The sequence below is a fragment of the Leisingera sp. UBA4491 genome (assembly GCF_002388965.1).
In the GTDB taxonomy this organism is placed as follows: domain Bacteria; phylum Pseudomonadota; class Alphaproteobacteria; order Rhodobacterales; family Rhodobacteraceae; genus Leisingera; species Leisingera aquaemixtae.
Genome location: NZ_DGNN01000009.1, coordinates 76,336 through 90,704, shown reverse-complemented (window position 1 = coordinate 90,704; position 14,369 = coordinate 76,336). Strand labels below are relative to the sequence as shown.

11 protein-coding genes are annotated in these 14,369 nt (G+C 66.4%); 7 read left to right on the top strand and 4 right to left on the bottom strand.

The window, feature by feature from the left end:
* Positions 1–9 precede the first annotated feature (9 nt).
* On the bottom strand, positions 10–1,743 hold the full coding sequence (locus B2P87_RS03495) for an ABC transporter substrate-binding protein (RefSeq protein WP_141889657.1): 1,734 nt from the start codon (positions 1,741–1,743) through the stop codon (positions 10–12).
* 278 nt (positions 1,744–2,021) lie between these two features.
* Here B2P87_RS03495 and B2P87_RS03490 point away from each other — a divergent pair, with 278 nt between their 5' ends.
* Positions 2,022–3,140 (top strand): THUMP domain-containing class I SAM-dependent RNA methyltransferase, encoded by a 1,119-nt coding sequence (locus B2P87_RS03490; protein WP_141889658.1) that lies wholly within the window; start codon positions 2,022–2,024, stop codon positions 3,138–3,140.
* Positions 3,141–3,207: 67 nt separating this feature from the next.
* On the opposite strand, the gene B2P87_RS03485 is transcribed toward B2P87_RS03490, so the two are convergent.
* A complete protein-coding gene (locus B2P87_RS03485; protein ID WP_208764519.1) occupies positions 3,208–4,539 on the bottom strand; it encodes a hypothetical protein in 1,332 nt (443 codons plus the stop codon).
* A 361-nt stretch (positions 4,540–4,900) separates the two neighbouring features.
* Here B2P87_RS03485 and B2P87_RS03480 point away from each other — a divergent pair, with 361 nt between their 5' ends.
* Both B2P87_RS03480 and B2P87_RS03475 read left to right on the top strand, forming a co-directional pair.
* Positions 4,901–5,914 (top strand): hypothetical protein, encoded by a 1,014-nt coding sequence (locus B2P87_RS03480; RefSeq protein ID WP_141889659.1) that lies wholly within the window; start codon positions 4,901–4,903, stop codon positions 5,912–5,914.
* A 90-nt stretch (positions 5,915–6,004) separates the two neighbouring features.
* Positions 6,005–6,805: a TIGR03084 family metal-binding protein gene (locus B2P87_RS03475; RefSeq protein WP_141889660.1), complete on the top strand. Its 801-nt coding sequence runs from the start codon at positions 6,005–6,007 to the stop codon at positions 6,803–6,805.
* Between the two features lie 297 nt (positions 6,806–7,102).
* Here B2P87_RS03475 and B2P87_RS03470 read toward each other — a convergent pair whose 3' ends face one another.
* Positions 7,103–7,954 carry a 2-dehydro-3-deoxygalactonokinase gene (locus B2P87_RS03470; RefSeq protein WP_141889661.1) on the bottom strand — a complete coding sequence of 284 codons (852 nt, stop codon included), beginning with the start codon at positions 7,952–7,954 and terminating at the stop codon, positions 7,103–7,105.
* Positions 7,955–8,309: 355 nt separating this feature from the next.
* Here B2P87_RS03470 and B2P87_RS03465 point away from each other — a divergent pair, with 355 nt between their 5' ends.
* The 4 genes from B2P87_RS03465 (at position 8,310) to B2P87_RS03450 (ending at position 12,916) form a co-directional block, all read left to right on the top strand.
* Positions 8,310–9,326: an AraC family transcriptional regulator gene (locus B2P87_RS03465; RefSeq protein WP_141889662.1), complete on the top strand. Its 1,017-nt coding sequence runs from the start codon at positions 8,310–8,312 to the stop codon at positions 9,324–9,326.
* 389 nt (positions 9,327–9,715) lie between these two features.
* Entirely contained in the window at positions 9,716–10,513 is a 798-nt protein-coding gene (locus B2P87_RS03460; protein ID WP_141889663.1) for a sugar transferase, read from the top strand.
* A 159-nt stretch (positions 10,514–10,672) separates the two neighbouring features.
* Positions 10,673–11,518, top strand: coding sequence for a CpsD/CapB family tyrosine-protein kinase (locus tag B2P87_RS03455; RefSeq protein ID WP_333868371.1), 846 nt, complete (start codon positions 10,673–10,675; stop codon positions 11,516–11,518).
* Between the two features lie 147 nt (positions 11,519–11,665).
* Positions 11,666–12,916, top strand: a complete 1,251-nt coding sequence (locus B2P87_RS03450; RefSeq protein ID WP_141889664.1) for a DUF874 domain-containing protein — start codon at positions 11,666–11,668, stop codon at positions 12,914–12,916.
* Positions 12,917–12,998: 82 nt separating this feature from the next.
* Here the strand turns inward: B2P87_RS03450 and B2P87_RS03445 are convergent, their stop codons facing one another.
* Positions 12,999–14,369 carry an oligosaccharide flippase family protein gene (locus tag B2P87_RS03445; protein WP_141889665.1) on the bottom strand — a complete coding sequence of 457 codons (1,371 nt, stop codon included), beginning with the start codon at positions 14,367–14,369 and terminating at the stop codon, positions 12,999–13,001.

Genomic DNA, 14,369 nt, shown 5'->3' with positions numbered 1-14,369 from the left:
AGGAGGGGCTTAGTTGGTTGCCCAGCGGGCCACCAGCTCGTCATAGTTGACGGTCTGGCCCTGCGGCTTCTCGTTCTCCAGCGGCGGCTTGGCGCCGCCATTGGCGTGCCACCACTCCGCGTCCTTCTCTTCGTTCAGGCGCGGGCCGCAGCCGCCGTAGACATTCGCCTGCTCGTCTGCGCGCTGCATACGGGCCATGGTGATGTCCATTTCTTCGGCGAGACGGTCCATGGCTTCCTGCGGCGTGAAGGCGCCGGAGTTCACGTCACCGATCTGCTGCCACCAGATCTGGGCCAGCTTCGGATAGTCCGGCACGTTGATGCCGGTCGGCGACCATGCCACGCGGTCGGGCGAGCGGTAGAACTCGACCAGGCCGCCCAGTTTCGGTGCGCGCTCGGTGAAGCTTTCGTGGTTCACGGAAGAGTCGCGGATGAAGGTCAGGCCGACGTGCGATTTCTTCACGTCCACGGTCTTGGACACCACGAACTGGGCATAGAGCCAGGCAGCCTGGGCGCGGTCCAGCGGGGTGGACTTGAGGAAGGTCCAGGAGCCCACGTCCTGATAACCGACCTTCTGGCCTTCTTCCCAGTAGGGGCCGTGCGGGCTGGGCGCCATCCGCCACAGCGGGTTGCCGTCGCCGTCAACGGTGTTGTTGCCTTCGGACTGCGGTTTCACCATGTCGGCGGTGAAGGCGGTGTACCAGAAGATCTGCTGTGCCACGTTGCCTTGCGCCAGTGCCGGCAGCGACTGGTAGAAGTCATAGGACGCCGCACCCGGAGGCGCGTATTTGCGCAGCCATTCGTCCCACTTGCGGATCGCATAGACCGCCGCCGGGCCGTTGGCGGCACCGCCGCGGGTCACGCTGGCGCCAGCCGGGTTGCAGGAGCCTTCTTCCATCCGGATGCCCCATTCGTCGATCGGCACGCCGTTCGGCTCACCCTTGGAGCCTGCACCGGCCATCGACAGCCAGGCATCGGTCATCCGCCAGCCAAGGTCCGGCGCGCGCTTGCCGTAATCCATGTGGCCATAGATCGCGGTGCCGTCGATTTCCTTGACCTGCTCGCTGAAGAACTCGGCGATGTCCTCATATGCGGACCAGTTGACCGGAACGCCCAGGTCGTAGCCGTATTTTTCCTTGAACGCGGCCTGCAGGTCTTCGCGGTCGAACCAGTCCTTGCGGAACCAGTAGAGGTTCGCGAACTGCTGGTCGGGCAGCTGGTACAGGTCGCCGTCCGGGCCGGTGGTGAACTGGGTGCCCATGAAGTCATCCAGGTCGAGACCGGGGTTGGTCACGTCCTTGAAGTCGCCTGCCATCATGTCGGTCAGGTTGTAGGCCAGCTGCAGGCGCGAATGGGTGCCGATCAGGTCGGAGTCATTGACGTAGGCGTCATAGAGATTCCGCTTGGTCTGCATCTGGGTCTGCACGGCCTGAACGACCTCGCCTTCGCCCAGGATCTGGTGGTTCACCTTGATGCCGGTGATGTCCTCGAACGCCTTGGTCAGCACCTCGGATTCGTAGGAGTGCGTCGGGATGCCTTCCGACAGCACGTTGATTTCCATGCCCTTGAACGGCTCAGCCGCCTGGATGAACCACTGCAATTCCGACAGCTGTTCGTCCTTGGTCAGCACCGAAGGCTGAAATTCCTCATCAATCCATTTTTTGGCCGCCATTTCATCGGCATAGCCAATTGATCCCGCAACCATCGCGCAAACGGCGGCTGCGGACAAAAGATACTTCCGCATCTTTTTCCTCCCTGAAAGTCGCTTATAGCCAGCTGTGCATAAGCTGCATCTGACTGCCATAGAGCTTTCATAGGTTGGAATATGTTGTCAAACTAATTTTTTAGTAAGCTTTAAGATGCTGATTTTGCTGGTGAAAAATACGCCTTGGGGCGGCCGCTTTCAACGTGCAGAGGATGCCGCGGCGCAGCATTTCCGGGAGTGACGCAACGCAAATTTTTTGCCGTGCCGGCGGTGAAAAAGCAGTCGCCGCGCCAGAGCATTCCCGCTACAGAGGCGGCATGACGCAAGACAACACATTCGAGATTTTCCTGACCGCGCCGCCGGGTCTGGAACAGGCGCTGCTGGCCGAGGCCAAGGAGCTGGGATTTGCCGCGCCCAAGGCGGTTCCGGGCGGGGTCACGGTGCAGGGAGACTGGCGCGAGGTCTGGCGCGCCAACCTGTCAGTGCGCGGGGCCGCGCGGGTTCTGGCGCGGATCGGCGAATTTCGCGCCTTCCATCTGGCCCAGCTTGATAAACGCGCGCGCAAGTTCCCCTGGGGCGATGTGCTGCGCGCGGACGTGCCGGTGAAGGTGGAGGTCGCCACCAACAAGAAGTCCAAGATCTACCACGCCGGCGCCGCCGCGCAGCGGGTCGAAAAGGCGATTGCCGAGAGCCTCGGCGCCCCGGTCAGCAAGGACGCGGAACTGACGGTCAAGCTGCGCATTGAGGACAACCTGTGCGTCTTCAGCGTCGACACTTCGGGCGAGGGGCTGCACAAGCGCGGCCATAAATCCGCCGTCGGCAAGGCGCCGATGCGCGAAAACCTCGCCGCCCTGTTCCTGCGCGAATGCGGCTTTGACGGCAGTGAGCCGGTGGTTGACCCGATGTGCGGCTCCGGCACCTTCGTGATCGAGGCGGCGGAGATCGCAAAGGGCCTGCTGCCCGGCCGCAGCCGCAGCTTTGCGTTTGAACAGCTGGCAACCTTCGATGCGGACGCCTGGGCAGAGCTGAAGCAGCAGGGCGGAGAACGCGAAACCGATCTGCTGTTCCACGGCTCCGACCGCAACGCAGGCGCCGTGGAGATGTCCGCCGCCAATGCGGAGCGTGCAGGTGTGGCGGATTGCACCCGTTTCGCCCAGGCGGCGGTCAGCGATCTGCAGCGCCCGGACGGCCCGCCGGGCCTGGTGATCGTCAACCCGCCCTACGGCGCCCGGATCGGCAACAAGAAGCTGCTCTTCGCCCTATACGGCGCCTTGGGGCAGGTGCTGAAGGAGCGGTTCTCCGGCTGGCGCGTGGGGATCGTCACCTCGGAAACCGCACTGGCCAAGGCCACCAGCCTGCCGTTCCTGCCGCTTGGCGCGCCGGTGGCCCACGGCGGCCTGAAAATCCGCCTGTTCAAGACCGGTCCGCTGCCCTGAGCAGCCCGGGACAGGCAAGAGGGCGCCTTCAGGCGCCCTCCCGGCTGTTTGCCCTGACGGGGCAGGCTCAGCCGAATTCGTACATATCGCCGGTGCCGCCCCCGGTGCCGCTACCGGGCACAGTGCCGCCCACCGGCTGGTTCATCAGCGCCATGAAATCCTCGGTGCCGGGCTCGCTGCCGCCGTCCTGGAACTGGCCCGCCAGATTGGCGTCATACCAGTTGCTCAGGCCGTCGCCGGTGACCCCGCCATTGGCATAGGCGCTGCCGCTGCTGGCTGCCGCCGCCGGGTCATAACCGCCTTCCAGCACCTTTTGCGAGCCGTCCGGGCTGGTGACCACCAGCGACATGCTGCTGAGGTCGATATCCTCCAGCGTCAGCCCGGCATCTGACCACAGGGTAAAGCTGGCATTGGTAACCGTGCCGATGGTGCTGCCCGGCACCTGGCCGAATTGCACCATCGCATCGAAATTGCCCGGCACGGCGGTGCCGGTATCCAGCGCATTGACGGAATTGGCATTGGCCTCATGGCCGGTGACCGGCAGCGCGTTTTCGTCCGGGAAGAAGTTCAGCCCGCCAACGCTGGCATCCTCCGCCATGTTGAAGAACAGCCCGTCGATGTCGGCCACCTCGCCGTCCCAGGAGGTGGGCTCAATCTTGATGAACAGCTGGTTTTCCGGTGTCTGCAGAACCTCGACGGTGACCCGCGGGTCGCCGTTGCCGCCGATCTCGAAGAAAACTGAGGTCTTGCCGGCGGCACCACCGCCATTGCTGCCGTCACCACCGGTCCCCTTGGTCCCGCCGGAGCCGCCGGTTCCCCGGGTGCCTCCGCTGCCTTTGGTCCCGCCGCTGCCGGACCCTCCGGTGCCGCCCGAGCCCTTGGTGCCGGATCCGCAGCCGTGCGTTCCGCCCGAGCCGCCGGTTCCGCCGGAGTCTCCGGTTCCACCCGACCCACCGGTTCCACCAGACCCACCGGTTCCACCAGACCCTCCGGTTCCGCCAGAGCCGTTCCAGTCATCTTCCTCGCGGTACCACCAGTGCTTCTTGCCGTGATGGCCCTTGCCGCCGAAGCCCTTGGTGCCGCCAGACCCCCTAGTTCCGCCAGATCCCTTGGTGCCGCCCCAGCCCTTGGTGCCACCGGAGCCCTTGGTTCCGCCAGACCCTTTCGTGCCGCCAGATCCCTTGGTGCTGCCAGACCCTTTCGTCCCGCCGGAACCGTCTTCTTCATCTCTGTCGTCACGCCAAGCCTTGTAGCCCTTGCCTTTCCAGCCAAAGCGGTCTGACAAGTGGCTGTCGTACCAGCGGCCGAAATGCCCGCCTTGCACGCCGCCGTTATAATAGCTGGTGCCGCCGCAAGCCTGCTTGCCGCCCCAGCCCCATGAAGAATGCCCCCGGCCCATCTCTACCCCCCAAGCAAACCCTAGTATCCAAATTGCGGAGTGGCCGGCACTTGGGCCGCTTCCGCGCAATTGATCACAGTAGGGAGACGCGCTGGAAGGGCCAAGTTTTCGTCACATTTTAGGCGAATTTCATCGTTTCTGGGGGCTTTGCGGAAACAATCCGCGGGCGCAGGTTTTGATTGTGCGGCGTCTCCGGCCAATTGCCCTGCGCCGCCCTTGCCCGGAGAGCGCGACTCAACCCGCGGTGCGCAGCCGTTGCCCAAATCTGTCCTGAAAATTGCCGCCTTTACCCTTTAGGGCGTTAACCGGAGAGGGGTGAGCTGGCCGGGGCAGGGCAGCGTTCGGGGAAGAGGTGCAGGCAATGGCTGATGGAAAATTCGACGACCGCACCGCGTATATCGCGGCGGCGGCCTGGGAGGTGCTCGGCGAGGAACCGGTGGAAATCACCGCCCCGGGCGGCAAGTCGCGCTCCTCGCTGCGGCTGCATTTCAAGGACCGCACGGCAATTGCCACCCTGCGCGCCAACTTCCGCCGCACCCATCTGGAGGCTTATGTTCTGGAGCAGCTGGCACCGCATTGCGATGACATTCCGCGGGTGCTGGGGGTGCATAAGGACGTGCTGTTCCAGTCCGACACCGGCGAAACACGGCTGAGTGAAGAGATCGTTGAACACGAGGAAGCCGACCAGCTCGACCTGGCGGCTGAGGCCTGCGCCGCGGTTTTCCGCATCCAGGCGGCGGCGCGCAAGACCGCGCTGCATACGGTGCTGCCGCATCTGGGCGCCAACCGCAGCTGGATCCGCAACTTCGTCGGCTCAGTGGCGGCGCTGGAAGCCTGTTCCATGGCCATCCCCGATGCGTTCGACTACCCGGCGGTCGCTGGATACATGGAACGGCCGGGGGTGCAGTTCCTGAAATGGGACTGCCGCGCCGGCAATGCGGCGATCGGCGAGGACGGGTATGTCCGCTGGTTCGATTTTGAATATGCCGGCCTGCGCCACGGCGCGGAGGATTTTGCCTGGCTCATCGGCGATGAGACCTGGCCCGTGGCGCCGGACAAGATGGCCGACGTGATGATCGAAACCTTCGACCCCGGCTGCGGCCATGAGATAGGCGAATACTTGGAGTATCTGTCGGCCTACACCGCCCTGCACTGCATTCAGCGGCTGGAGCTGATCCAGAAAGAGGTCAAGAGCCGCGGCTGGCTCAGCCAGGAGCGGGTGCGCAAATATGACGATGCCGGGGTGCATCCCGCGTTTGCCGCGCAGCTGTGCCGCACCGGCGCCTATTACGCCGCGCAATCCCGGCACACCGCCCCCCTTAGCCGCAACTTCGAGGCGGCGGAGCGCGCATTTAAGGCAATGTCCGCGGGCTGACGGTTTCTCCTTCCTGTGACGTGCCGTCCGGGCTTCCAGCGATGCGATCGGGGCGGCTATCCTGTTGCCGGTCACACAGGGGGAGAAGACATGCAGCAGGCCGAAGATTTCCGCGCCGAAAGCCGTGCCTTGGCGGCCATTCTGGAAGATCTGCCAGAGGCGGCCTTTCATAGAGCGACCCAGTTCAAGGACTGGACCATCGGCCATGTTCTGGGGCACCTGCACCTGTTCAACGCCGCGGCTGAAGCATCGCTGCAGGGGGAAGATGAGTTCGCCGCCTTCATTGCGCCGGTGCTGCAGGACATGCAGGCGGGAAAGACGATCCTCGAATGCCAGTTCCCCTGGCTCGGCGGCCTGTCGGGCCGCGCACTGTTTCAGGGCTGGCGGGACGGGGCGGAGCGCTGCGCCGATGCCTATGCTGCGGCGGATCCCAAAAGGCGGCTCAAGTGGATCGGCCCGGACATGAGCGCGCTGAGCGCCATAACCGCCCGGCAGATGGAAACCTGGGCGCATGGCCAAGAGGTGTTCGACCTGCTGGGGCTGCAGCGGCAGGACCACGACCGCATCCGCAATATCGCGCATCTCGGGGTGGCCACCTATGGCTGGAGCTTCGCGAACCGCGGGCTGGAGGTGCCGGAGCCAGCGCCGTTTGTGCAATTGACGGGACCGTCGGGCGCGGTCTGGGAGTGGAACACGCCGCAGGCCGGCAATTTCGTCAAGGGCAGCGCTGTGGAATTTGCGCAAGTGGTTACGCAGGTCCGCAATGCCGGCGACACCGGCCTGCAGGCGGAAGGCGCCGCAGCGCAGGACTGGATGCGCATCGCCCAGTGCTTTGCCGGCCCGCCGGAAACGCCCCCCGGCAAGGGCAGCCGCTTCATCGCAAAGACCTGATGCACAGGCTTTAGGCACAGGCGTTATGCACAGGTCTTTTCTACGGGCCTGTTCCGCCTTGTTCCCTGGCTGGCAAAGTCCCGGTTCACGTGAAATGCAGCCTGGCTGGCGGGCAAGGACAGCGAAGCGCTCCCGCCCGGCTTCGGCCGACCTGGCGGACGGCCTGTGCCCGTTGGGCGTAGCCGGGGCACCTGCGGGCGCGGGAGCGCTTCGCTTTTCCAGGCGCGGGCCTGTGCCGGGCGCCAGGCGGGGCGCCCTCGAAAGCCTCAGTCCCGGCCAGGAAACAGCCGCCGCCGCTCAGCGGCGGTTCCAGGCGCGGCTCAGCCCCTCCAGCGCCATGCGGCCGGGATCGGCGAGGCTGACCGGCAGCGCCTGCGCCTCCAGTGCCGCCCCGTAGAGCGCCTGCAGCGGCGGCTCTGCGATCAGCGCCAGGTTCTGGCCCAGCCAGTAAGGCCGCGCTGCCGCCAGTTCGGCGCCAAGCAGCAGCCCCCAGATCCGGGCGCGCGCATCGGCCGCGGGCATCTCATCCAGAGCCGACGAAGCCTGGACCGACGCCAGCCGGGCCGCCAGCTGTTCCGGCCTCGCAATCCCGTCTGCTGCCGCCTCCGCCAGCGCCGCCTTGTCCCAGCTGACCGCCGCCTTCAGTCCCATCGCCTGCGCCGCTGCCTGCGCCATCTGGCCGGTCAGGGCGCTTTGGAAGCTGACTGCCTCGCGGGCGCTGACCTGCACCCAGTGGGTCACCGCTCCGGGCAGGCACACCACCCCGTCCCAGTCCGGGTTCAGCTGCAGGAAACCGCTGAGCCGGGCCAGGGCACCCTGCATCACGCCGCAGGGCGCCGCCTGTCGGAGACCGGGCAGGGCGTGGATTTCCAGCCCGTCCAGCCGGGTTTCGCCCAGCGGCAGACCGGCGGGCACTGCCGGGACCGGATGCGGCGGCAAAAGGGAGCTGCCGCCCAGAACCACCGGGCAGATCGCGCCGCCCAGGGCCTGGCGCAGCGCCGCGGCCAGCGCGGCAGCGCCGCTGTCCGGCAGCTGCAGCACCTGCGCCGGAGCAGCGGCCGGCGCGCCGGGGATCACGGTCCAGGCGGTGAGCGTCAGCCCGTCCAGATTGGCAGCCAGAAAGCCGGCCGCGCTTTGGGGAGGGTGCATGATGTCCTCATTCCTCTGCCATGGCTTTGCCTGCGGTTATGGCGGTGATTCCCGGTCCCGGCAAGGGCGCGGCGCGCAGCCGTACAGCCGCAAATACCCGTAAGGAGAGGTGTCTACCCGCTGGTATGCGCGTCATAGGCTAAAACGCACGCCATTTCTGCGAAAGACAGGCCGCGCAGCGCTGCGCCCGGCGCGCAATATCCAGTACGGTGAGAGCGCCGGGTCCGGGCACTGCCTGTCCTCCTGGCCGGCGCCGCACCGAACGGCCGCGCGTAACTGACCCTGCCAATCCGGAACACGGTTTGCACCGTAAACACTGAAACCGGCCGTGACAGCAAAAGGAGAGACCGCAAACATGCCCGCCGCACCGGTACCGCACAATGCCATATTTGCCCAGCTCGCCGCGCGTCACCTGCTGACCCAGGGGTTCACGCCCGCCGCCGTGTTTGCCGGCACCGGTTTCGGCCAGGCCCTGCTGAACCAGGAAGAGCCTGCCGCCCCCTTTGCTGCCATCGCCGGCTTCTTCAGCCGCGCTGCGGAGCTGACCGGCGATCCGCTGTTCGGCTTCCGCCTCGGCTGCGCCAGCGACCTGCGGCTGGCCGGCCTGCTGGGCTATATCGCCCGCACCTCGCCGACCGCGGGCTGCTTCCTGCGCAACATCGCGCGCTATGCCGGGGTGATGAGCGACGCCTGGGACGTGGACACATCCCGTCTCGCCTCGCACGGAGAGTTCGCCTGGTCCTGCACGGCGGCCTCCGGCCAGCAGGCGGATCAGTATACCGAATTCCTTGCGGCGCTGTTCTTTTCCGCCCTGCGCGAGGCGGCCGGTACGCGGATCGAGCCGCAGGAGGCGGCCTTTGTCCACCAGCGCCGCCGCGGCGCCGAAGAGATCGCGGCCTTTTTCGGCTGCCCGATGCGGTTCGCGGCTCCGGCCAGCCGCATTGTGTTCAAACCCGAGGATCTGGATTTGCCGCTGGCCAGCGGCGACCGCCTGCTGCTGCGGGTGCTGCGCACCTTTGGCGACCAGCTGCTGCACGGCCGCGGGCTGGGGCGCAAAAGCACCGACCTGACGGCGCAGGTCGAAGAAGCGGTGTCTGCCCGGCTGTCCGGCGGCACCGCATCGCTGGCGAATGTGGCGGCCGATCTGGGCATGAGCCCGCGCACCCTGTCGCGCAAGCTGGCCCGGGCAGGCACCAGCTACTTCACCGTTCTTGAGGAATTGCGCAAGGCTCTGGCGATCCGCTATCTCCGGGAGAGCAGACTGCCGCTCTCCGAAATTGCCTTTCTGCTGGGCTATTCCGGGCTGAACAGTTTCAGCGAGGCTTTCCGGCGCTGGACAGGGCAAAGCCCGGGACAGTTCCGCGGCGGCTGACCGGCTCAGACCGGGGTGCGCGAGAAGCGATTCTGCACCTGATTTCCGCAGTTCTGGAACAATTCCGTAGATTGAGCGGAAATTGTTTCCGCTCACGCGGCCGTATTGAGGCTTTTTCCGGGCTTTTCCGGTGCCTTGCCACAATTTGCGCGAATTTCCTAAAATTTGGTTTAATTGGGGGTGACTGCAGAAATGCAGTGTCGCCAGGGGATTAGGCGACCAACAAGAACGGCGCGGGCGCGTGGGGGCGCGCCCCGTTTTGGAACCTGAAAATCAGTAGTGGTGTTCTGCGGCCGATGGCGCGCGGGAGGCCGGTTTGAGTTTAGACACGGCCGCCTCGTCAATGAGGGCGGTCCAGCCGGTTTCAGGCTGGGTAGCGGGGGTTTTCGATGAAAGACTTGGTTCCCGGAGGGGCGGGGCTGTCTTTTGCGCAGTTTGAACAGGATACCGGGGGCGCCACTCTGCCTCACCGGCCTCTGCAGCATCTGCGCTTGCAGCCTATCAACATGAATGCAGGCCTGACCGGCTTTGCGGCGGCGGGGCGGCCTATTGCCCGGCCCGGCCGCCGGGCTGGCGGCAGCGGCTACCGGATAGCGGGCAAGCGGGTTCTGGACCTGCTGCTGGTTATCCTCATCCTGCCGCTGACGCTGCCGGTTATCTTACTCTGTGCCGCGGCGCTGTGGCTGGAGGGCGGGCGGCCGTTTTACACTCAGCCGCGTCTGGGCCGCGGCGGCAAGGTGTTCCGCATCCTGAAGCTGCGCACCATGGTGCGCGACGCCGACGCCTTGCTGCAGCACTATCTGGACAGCGACCCCGCCTTGCGCCGGGAATGGCAGGACACCCAGAAGCTCAAGAACGATCCGCGCATCACCCCGGTCGGGCGGCTGCTGCGCATGACCTCTCTGGATGAGCTGCCGCAGCTGTGGAACGTCTTCAAAGGCGAGATGAGCCTGGTCGGCCCGCGCCCGATGATGCCGGAACAGCTGCCGCTTTACGGCGATGCTGCCGCCTATTTCGCGCTGCGTCCGGGGATCACCGGCATCTGGCAGGTCTCTGTGCGCAACGAAGGCAGCTTTGCCAGCCGCGTGCAGGCCGATTTCGAGTACCGCGACGGGCTGTCGCTGGGCCGGGACCTTGGGCTGCTCTGGCGCACCGTCGGCGTGGTGATGAAGGGGACGGGATATTAACCTCTGTCTGATCCTATGCAGGCCCGCCGTCCGGGCCTGGCAGCAGATCAGCCAGCCATTGCGGAGGGCAGGGTTGTGAAGCATTTTGCAATATCAGGGGCGTGCGGCGCCATCCCGGCCCGCAGCCCGCTTACGGGACTGGAAGACGATGAGGACGGCATGAGCGAGCAAAGCTTCAAGCGGTTCCGCCGCCGCCGCGCGCCGGCGGCGCCGTCTGCCGATGGCGGCACCGGCGCGGCAGAGCCACAGCAGAGGACAGCGCCCGCCGCACCGCCGCAGGTGCAGCTGCCGGCCCGCCTGCCGGAACCCTGGGACCGGATCCGCCAGGTGCCGTTTGACACCGGCGTTGAGCAGGCCGCGCGGCTGCCGCTGGTCAGCCGGTTCCGCACCTCGCCTGCGGCCAAATCCTTTGACCTGCTGCGCACCCGGCTGCTGCACAGCCTGAAGGCGCGCGGCTGGAACAGGGTGGCGGTAACCGCGCCCGCGGCGGGCTGCGGCACCACCTTCTCGGCGGTCAATCTGGCGCTCAGCCTGGCCCGGGTGCCGGGCAGCCGCACCATCCTGATGGACCTGAACTTCCGCCGCCCCGGCATGGCCCGGGCGCTGGGGATAGAGACGCAGGGCGATCTGTCCGCCTTCCTGTCCGGCAGCACCCGGATCGAAGACCAGTTCGTGCGCCCGCTGCCGTCGCTGGCAGTTGGCCTCAACCGGAGCGCGGATCAGGATGCGGCAGAACTGCTGCACAGCGGCAGCTGCGCCGAGGCGCTGGACGCCATGATGCTGCGCTCGGGCGCCGATACCGCGCTGTTCGACCTGCCGCCGGTGCTGGAGCATGACGACACCGCGGCCTTCCTGCCGCAGGTGGACGCGGTGCTGCTGATCTCCGACGGCACCCGCACCACCGCCGCGCAGCTGGCCGCCTGCGAGAAAATGCTGGCCGGCCATACAGAGCTTCTGGGCGTGGTGCTGAACCGGGCCCGCGACACGGACAGCCCGCTGAATTGACCATCCCGGCGTCATAGTTTTGCCCGGTTGCTGTGGTCAGACTCCGGGCGCGGGCCACTGCCGGGCCGATCCGGCACAGGCAGCGGGCAGGGGCAGCCGGCACATGCAACGGGCACGGGCAACGGGCAGGGGCAAGAGAGCAGACAGATGGGGCCGATTTACTCGCTGGGCGATTTTTTGGACATGGTGCGGCGCAGGCTGTTCACCATTGTCTGCGTCTTTATCCTGGGCTGCCTCGGCTCGCTTTGGTTCGCCGCCAGCCAGCAGCATCAGTATGAGACCGCCGAGGTGCTGCAGGTCACCCAGCCGCAGATTGCGGGCGAACTGGCCAAATCCACCGTCGAGGGCTCTTCCGCCCGCCGCATACAGCTGATCGAGCAGCGCCTGATGGCCCGCGGCGCGGTGCTGGAAGTCATCGAAAAATTCGGCCTTTATGCGGATATGGAGGCGCTGACCCAGCTTCAGAAAGTGGCGCTGCTGCGCGATTCGGTGCGGATCACCGGCGTGGCTGCCGCCCGCGAAGGCTTTGCCGACGATGGCACCATTTCGGTGCTGACCATCACCGCCCGGATGCCCACCGCCGAACAGGCGCAGCAGGTCGCCAGCGAATTCGGCCGCCGCACGATTGAGCTGAGCGTCGCCACCCGCATTGATCAGGCCCGCGAAACCCTTAGCTTCTTTGCCGGCAAGGAAGCCGCGCTGGCCGATCAGGTCGCCGCGCTGGAAGATGAAATCGCGGCCTACCGCAACGAAAATGACGTAACCCTGCCGGGCACCATCGAATTCCGCCGGGCAGAGATCGCAGCTCTGAACGAGGGCCTTCTGGAAATCGCCCGCGAACGGATCGAAATCCGCCGCGCCGCGGACCAGGCGCTGGCCACCGAACGCCCCGCCACCGCCCGCCGGATGCAGGAGGAAGCGGAGCAGAAACTGGCCACGCTGGACGCGCAGGAGCAGCTGCTGACCCGGCGCAGGGCCGGGCTTGAGGCGTCCTTGCAAACCACCCCGGAGGTGGAGCGCCGGCTGGGCGCCTACGACCGGCGGTTGGAGCAATTGCAGGCAGAGCTTGCGCAGATGACCGCCCGCCGCAACGAGGCAGAAGTAGGCTTCCGCCTGGAAACCGGCCGCCAGGCAGAGCGTCTGACAGTGATCGAACCGGCGCCCTTGCCGGATTACCCGGTGACCGGTGCCCGCAAGACCAAGGCGCTGATGGGGGCCGCGGCCAGCCTGCTGGCCGCCTTTCTGGCCGCCTTCCTGCAGGAGCTGCGCCAGCCGGTGCTGCGCACCGCCGCGCAGATGGAGCGGGAAACCGGCCTGGTGCCCGTGGTTTCCATCCCGGTGATGAACACCCGCCCGCCGCGCCGCGGGCTGTTGGACCTGATCAGGCGCAGAAGCTAGGCATCAGGCACCTTTTCCCGGCAGCTCGCGGCAGGGCACTGCCCTCAGAGCGCGTTTGCGATGCAGGCGCCTATGGCGGTGCCTAAGGGGTGCCAAGAGCAGCTGCCATTGCGGCGACTTCGGGCCAGTGCCAGCTCAGCGCGGCTCCGCCTGCCGCCACCGTCAGCAGCGCATAGCCCGCATCATGCAGCGGATCCCAGACATGGTGACGCCGCGCCAGCCGCACCAGCACCGGATAGGCCGCCAGCATCGCCAGCCCCAGCGCCGCGATGCCGCCCGCCAGCCCGAACCAAGCCACGCCGCCCAGGAACAGCGCCGTCTGCAGGCAGGCCCGCACCGCGGAAAACACAAAGAACCCGCGGCTGTCGCCTGCCGCCAGCGCCGCCTGGTCATAGGTCATGGTGATCACCGCCGGCGCCAGCGCCAGCGCAATCAGCACGATCATCGGCCCGGCCAGCACGTAGCGGTCATCATAAAGCAGCTGCACCAGCCACGGCCCGGCCCAAGCCATCGCCAGCAGCATCGCCAGGATCGCCGCCGTCAGACCGCCGCGAAGCTGCCGCTGCCGCCGCAGGTTCTCCGGTGCTTCCCGCGCGGGTTTGTCGCGGTAAACCGGGATCATCAGCCGCTGGTTCACCGCATGGCCCAGCAGCATCGGAAAGCTCGCCAGGAAATAGCCGATGTTATAGATCCCCAGCACTTCCAGCGGCACGAACTTCCCCAGGATCGCCCTGTCCCCCTGCGAGGTCAGGAACCAGAAGGCGGTGGACAGGAAAATCCACTTGCCGAAATGGATCAGCTCTTGCGCGGCGGCCTTCTCCCAGCGGAACCGGTTGGCGGTGCCCGGCAGGCCGAAATGGCACAAAGCCAGCTTGGCCGCAGCCTGGATCACCCCGCCCAGCACCAGCGCAATCACCGACTGCGTTGCCAGCGCCAGCGCAATCATCGCCGCCAGCCCGATCACCTGGCCGCCCAGGTCCAGCACCGTGACCCGCCCAGACAGCAGATGCCGGTGCGCGGTTTCGATCCGTGTCGGGTTAAAGCCGGCAATCGCCAGCCCGGCGCCTGCAACAGGCAGGTAAACCAGCAGCTCCGGCGCGCCGTAAAACGCCGCCGCGGGCCAGGCCAGCAATGCCGTCAGCGCCCACAGGCCAAAGCCGCGGATCACCTGAATGGTCCAGGCAGTATCCAGAAACGCCGGATCATCCCCCCGTTTGTTCTGGGCAATCGACGGCCCGATGCCAACGTCGGAAAACAGCGACAGACCCACCGTCACCACGGTGACCAGCGCCATCAGGCCGAAGGCCTCGGGGAACAGGATGCGGGTCAGAATCAGGTTCGAGGCCAGCCGCAGGGCCTGGCTGCCGCCATAGCCGATCATCAGCCAGGAGGCCGAGCGCAGCACCCGCGCCGCCATCCCCTGGCCTGCAAAATGCGATGCAACCCGCTGCAT

Coding starts and splice junctions, on each gene's coding strand:
- B2P87_RS03485 (WP_208764519.1), bottom strand. CDS start 4,539: ATGGGCCGGGGGCATTCTTCATGGGGCTGGGGCGGCAAGCAGGCTTGC.
- B2P87_RS03455 (WP_333868371.1), top strand. CDS start 10,673: ATGAGCGAGCAAAGCTTCAAGCGGTTCCGCCGCCGCCGCGCGCCGGCG.
- B2P87_RS03470 (WP_141889661.1), bottom strand. CDS start 7,954: ATGCACCCTCCCCAAAGCGCGGCCGGCTTTCTGGCTGCCAATCTGGAC.
- B2P87_RS03475 (WP_141889660.1), top strand. CDS start 6,005: ATGCAGCAGGCCGAAGATTTCCGCGCCGAAAGCCGTGCCTTGGCGGCC.
- B2P87_RS03495 (WP_141889657.1), bottom strand. CDS start 1,743: ATGCGGAAGTATCTTTTGTCCGCAGCCGCCGTTTGCGCGATGGTTGCG.
- B2P87_RS03490 (WP_141889658.1), top strand. CDS start 2,022: ATGACGCAAGACAACACATTCGAGATTTTCCTGACCGCGCCGCCGGGT.
- B2P87_RS03445 (WP_141889665.1), bottom strand. CDS start 14,369: ATGCAGCGGGTTGCATCGCATTTTGCAGGCCAGGGGATGGCGGCGCGG.
- B2P87_RS03465 (WP_141889662.1), top strand. CDS start 8,310: ATGCCCGCCGCACCGGTACCGCACAATGCCATATTTGCCCAGCTCGCC.
- B2P87_RS03450 (WP_141889664.1), top strand. CDS start 11,666: ATGGGGCCGATTTACTCGCTGGGCGATTTTTTGGACATGGTGCGGCGC.
- B2P87_RS03480 (WP_141889659.1), top strand. CDS start 4,901: ATGGCTGATGGAAAATTCGACGACCGCACCGCGTATATCGCGGCGGCG.
- B2P87_RS03460 (WP_141889663.1), top strand. CDS start 9,716: ATGAAAGACTTGGTTCCCGGAGGGGCGGGGCTGTCTTTTGCGCAGTTT.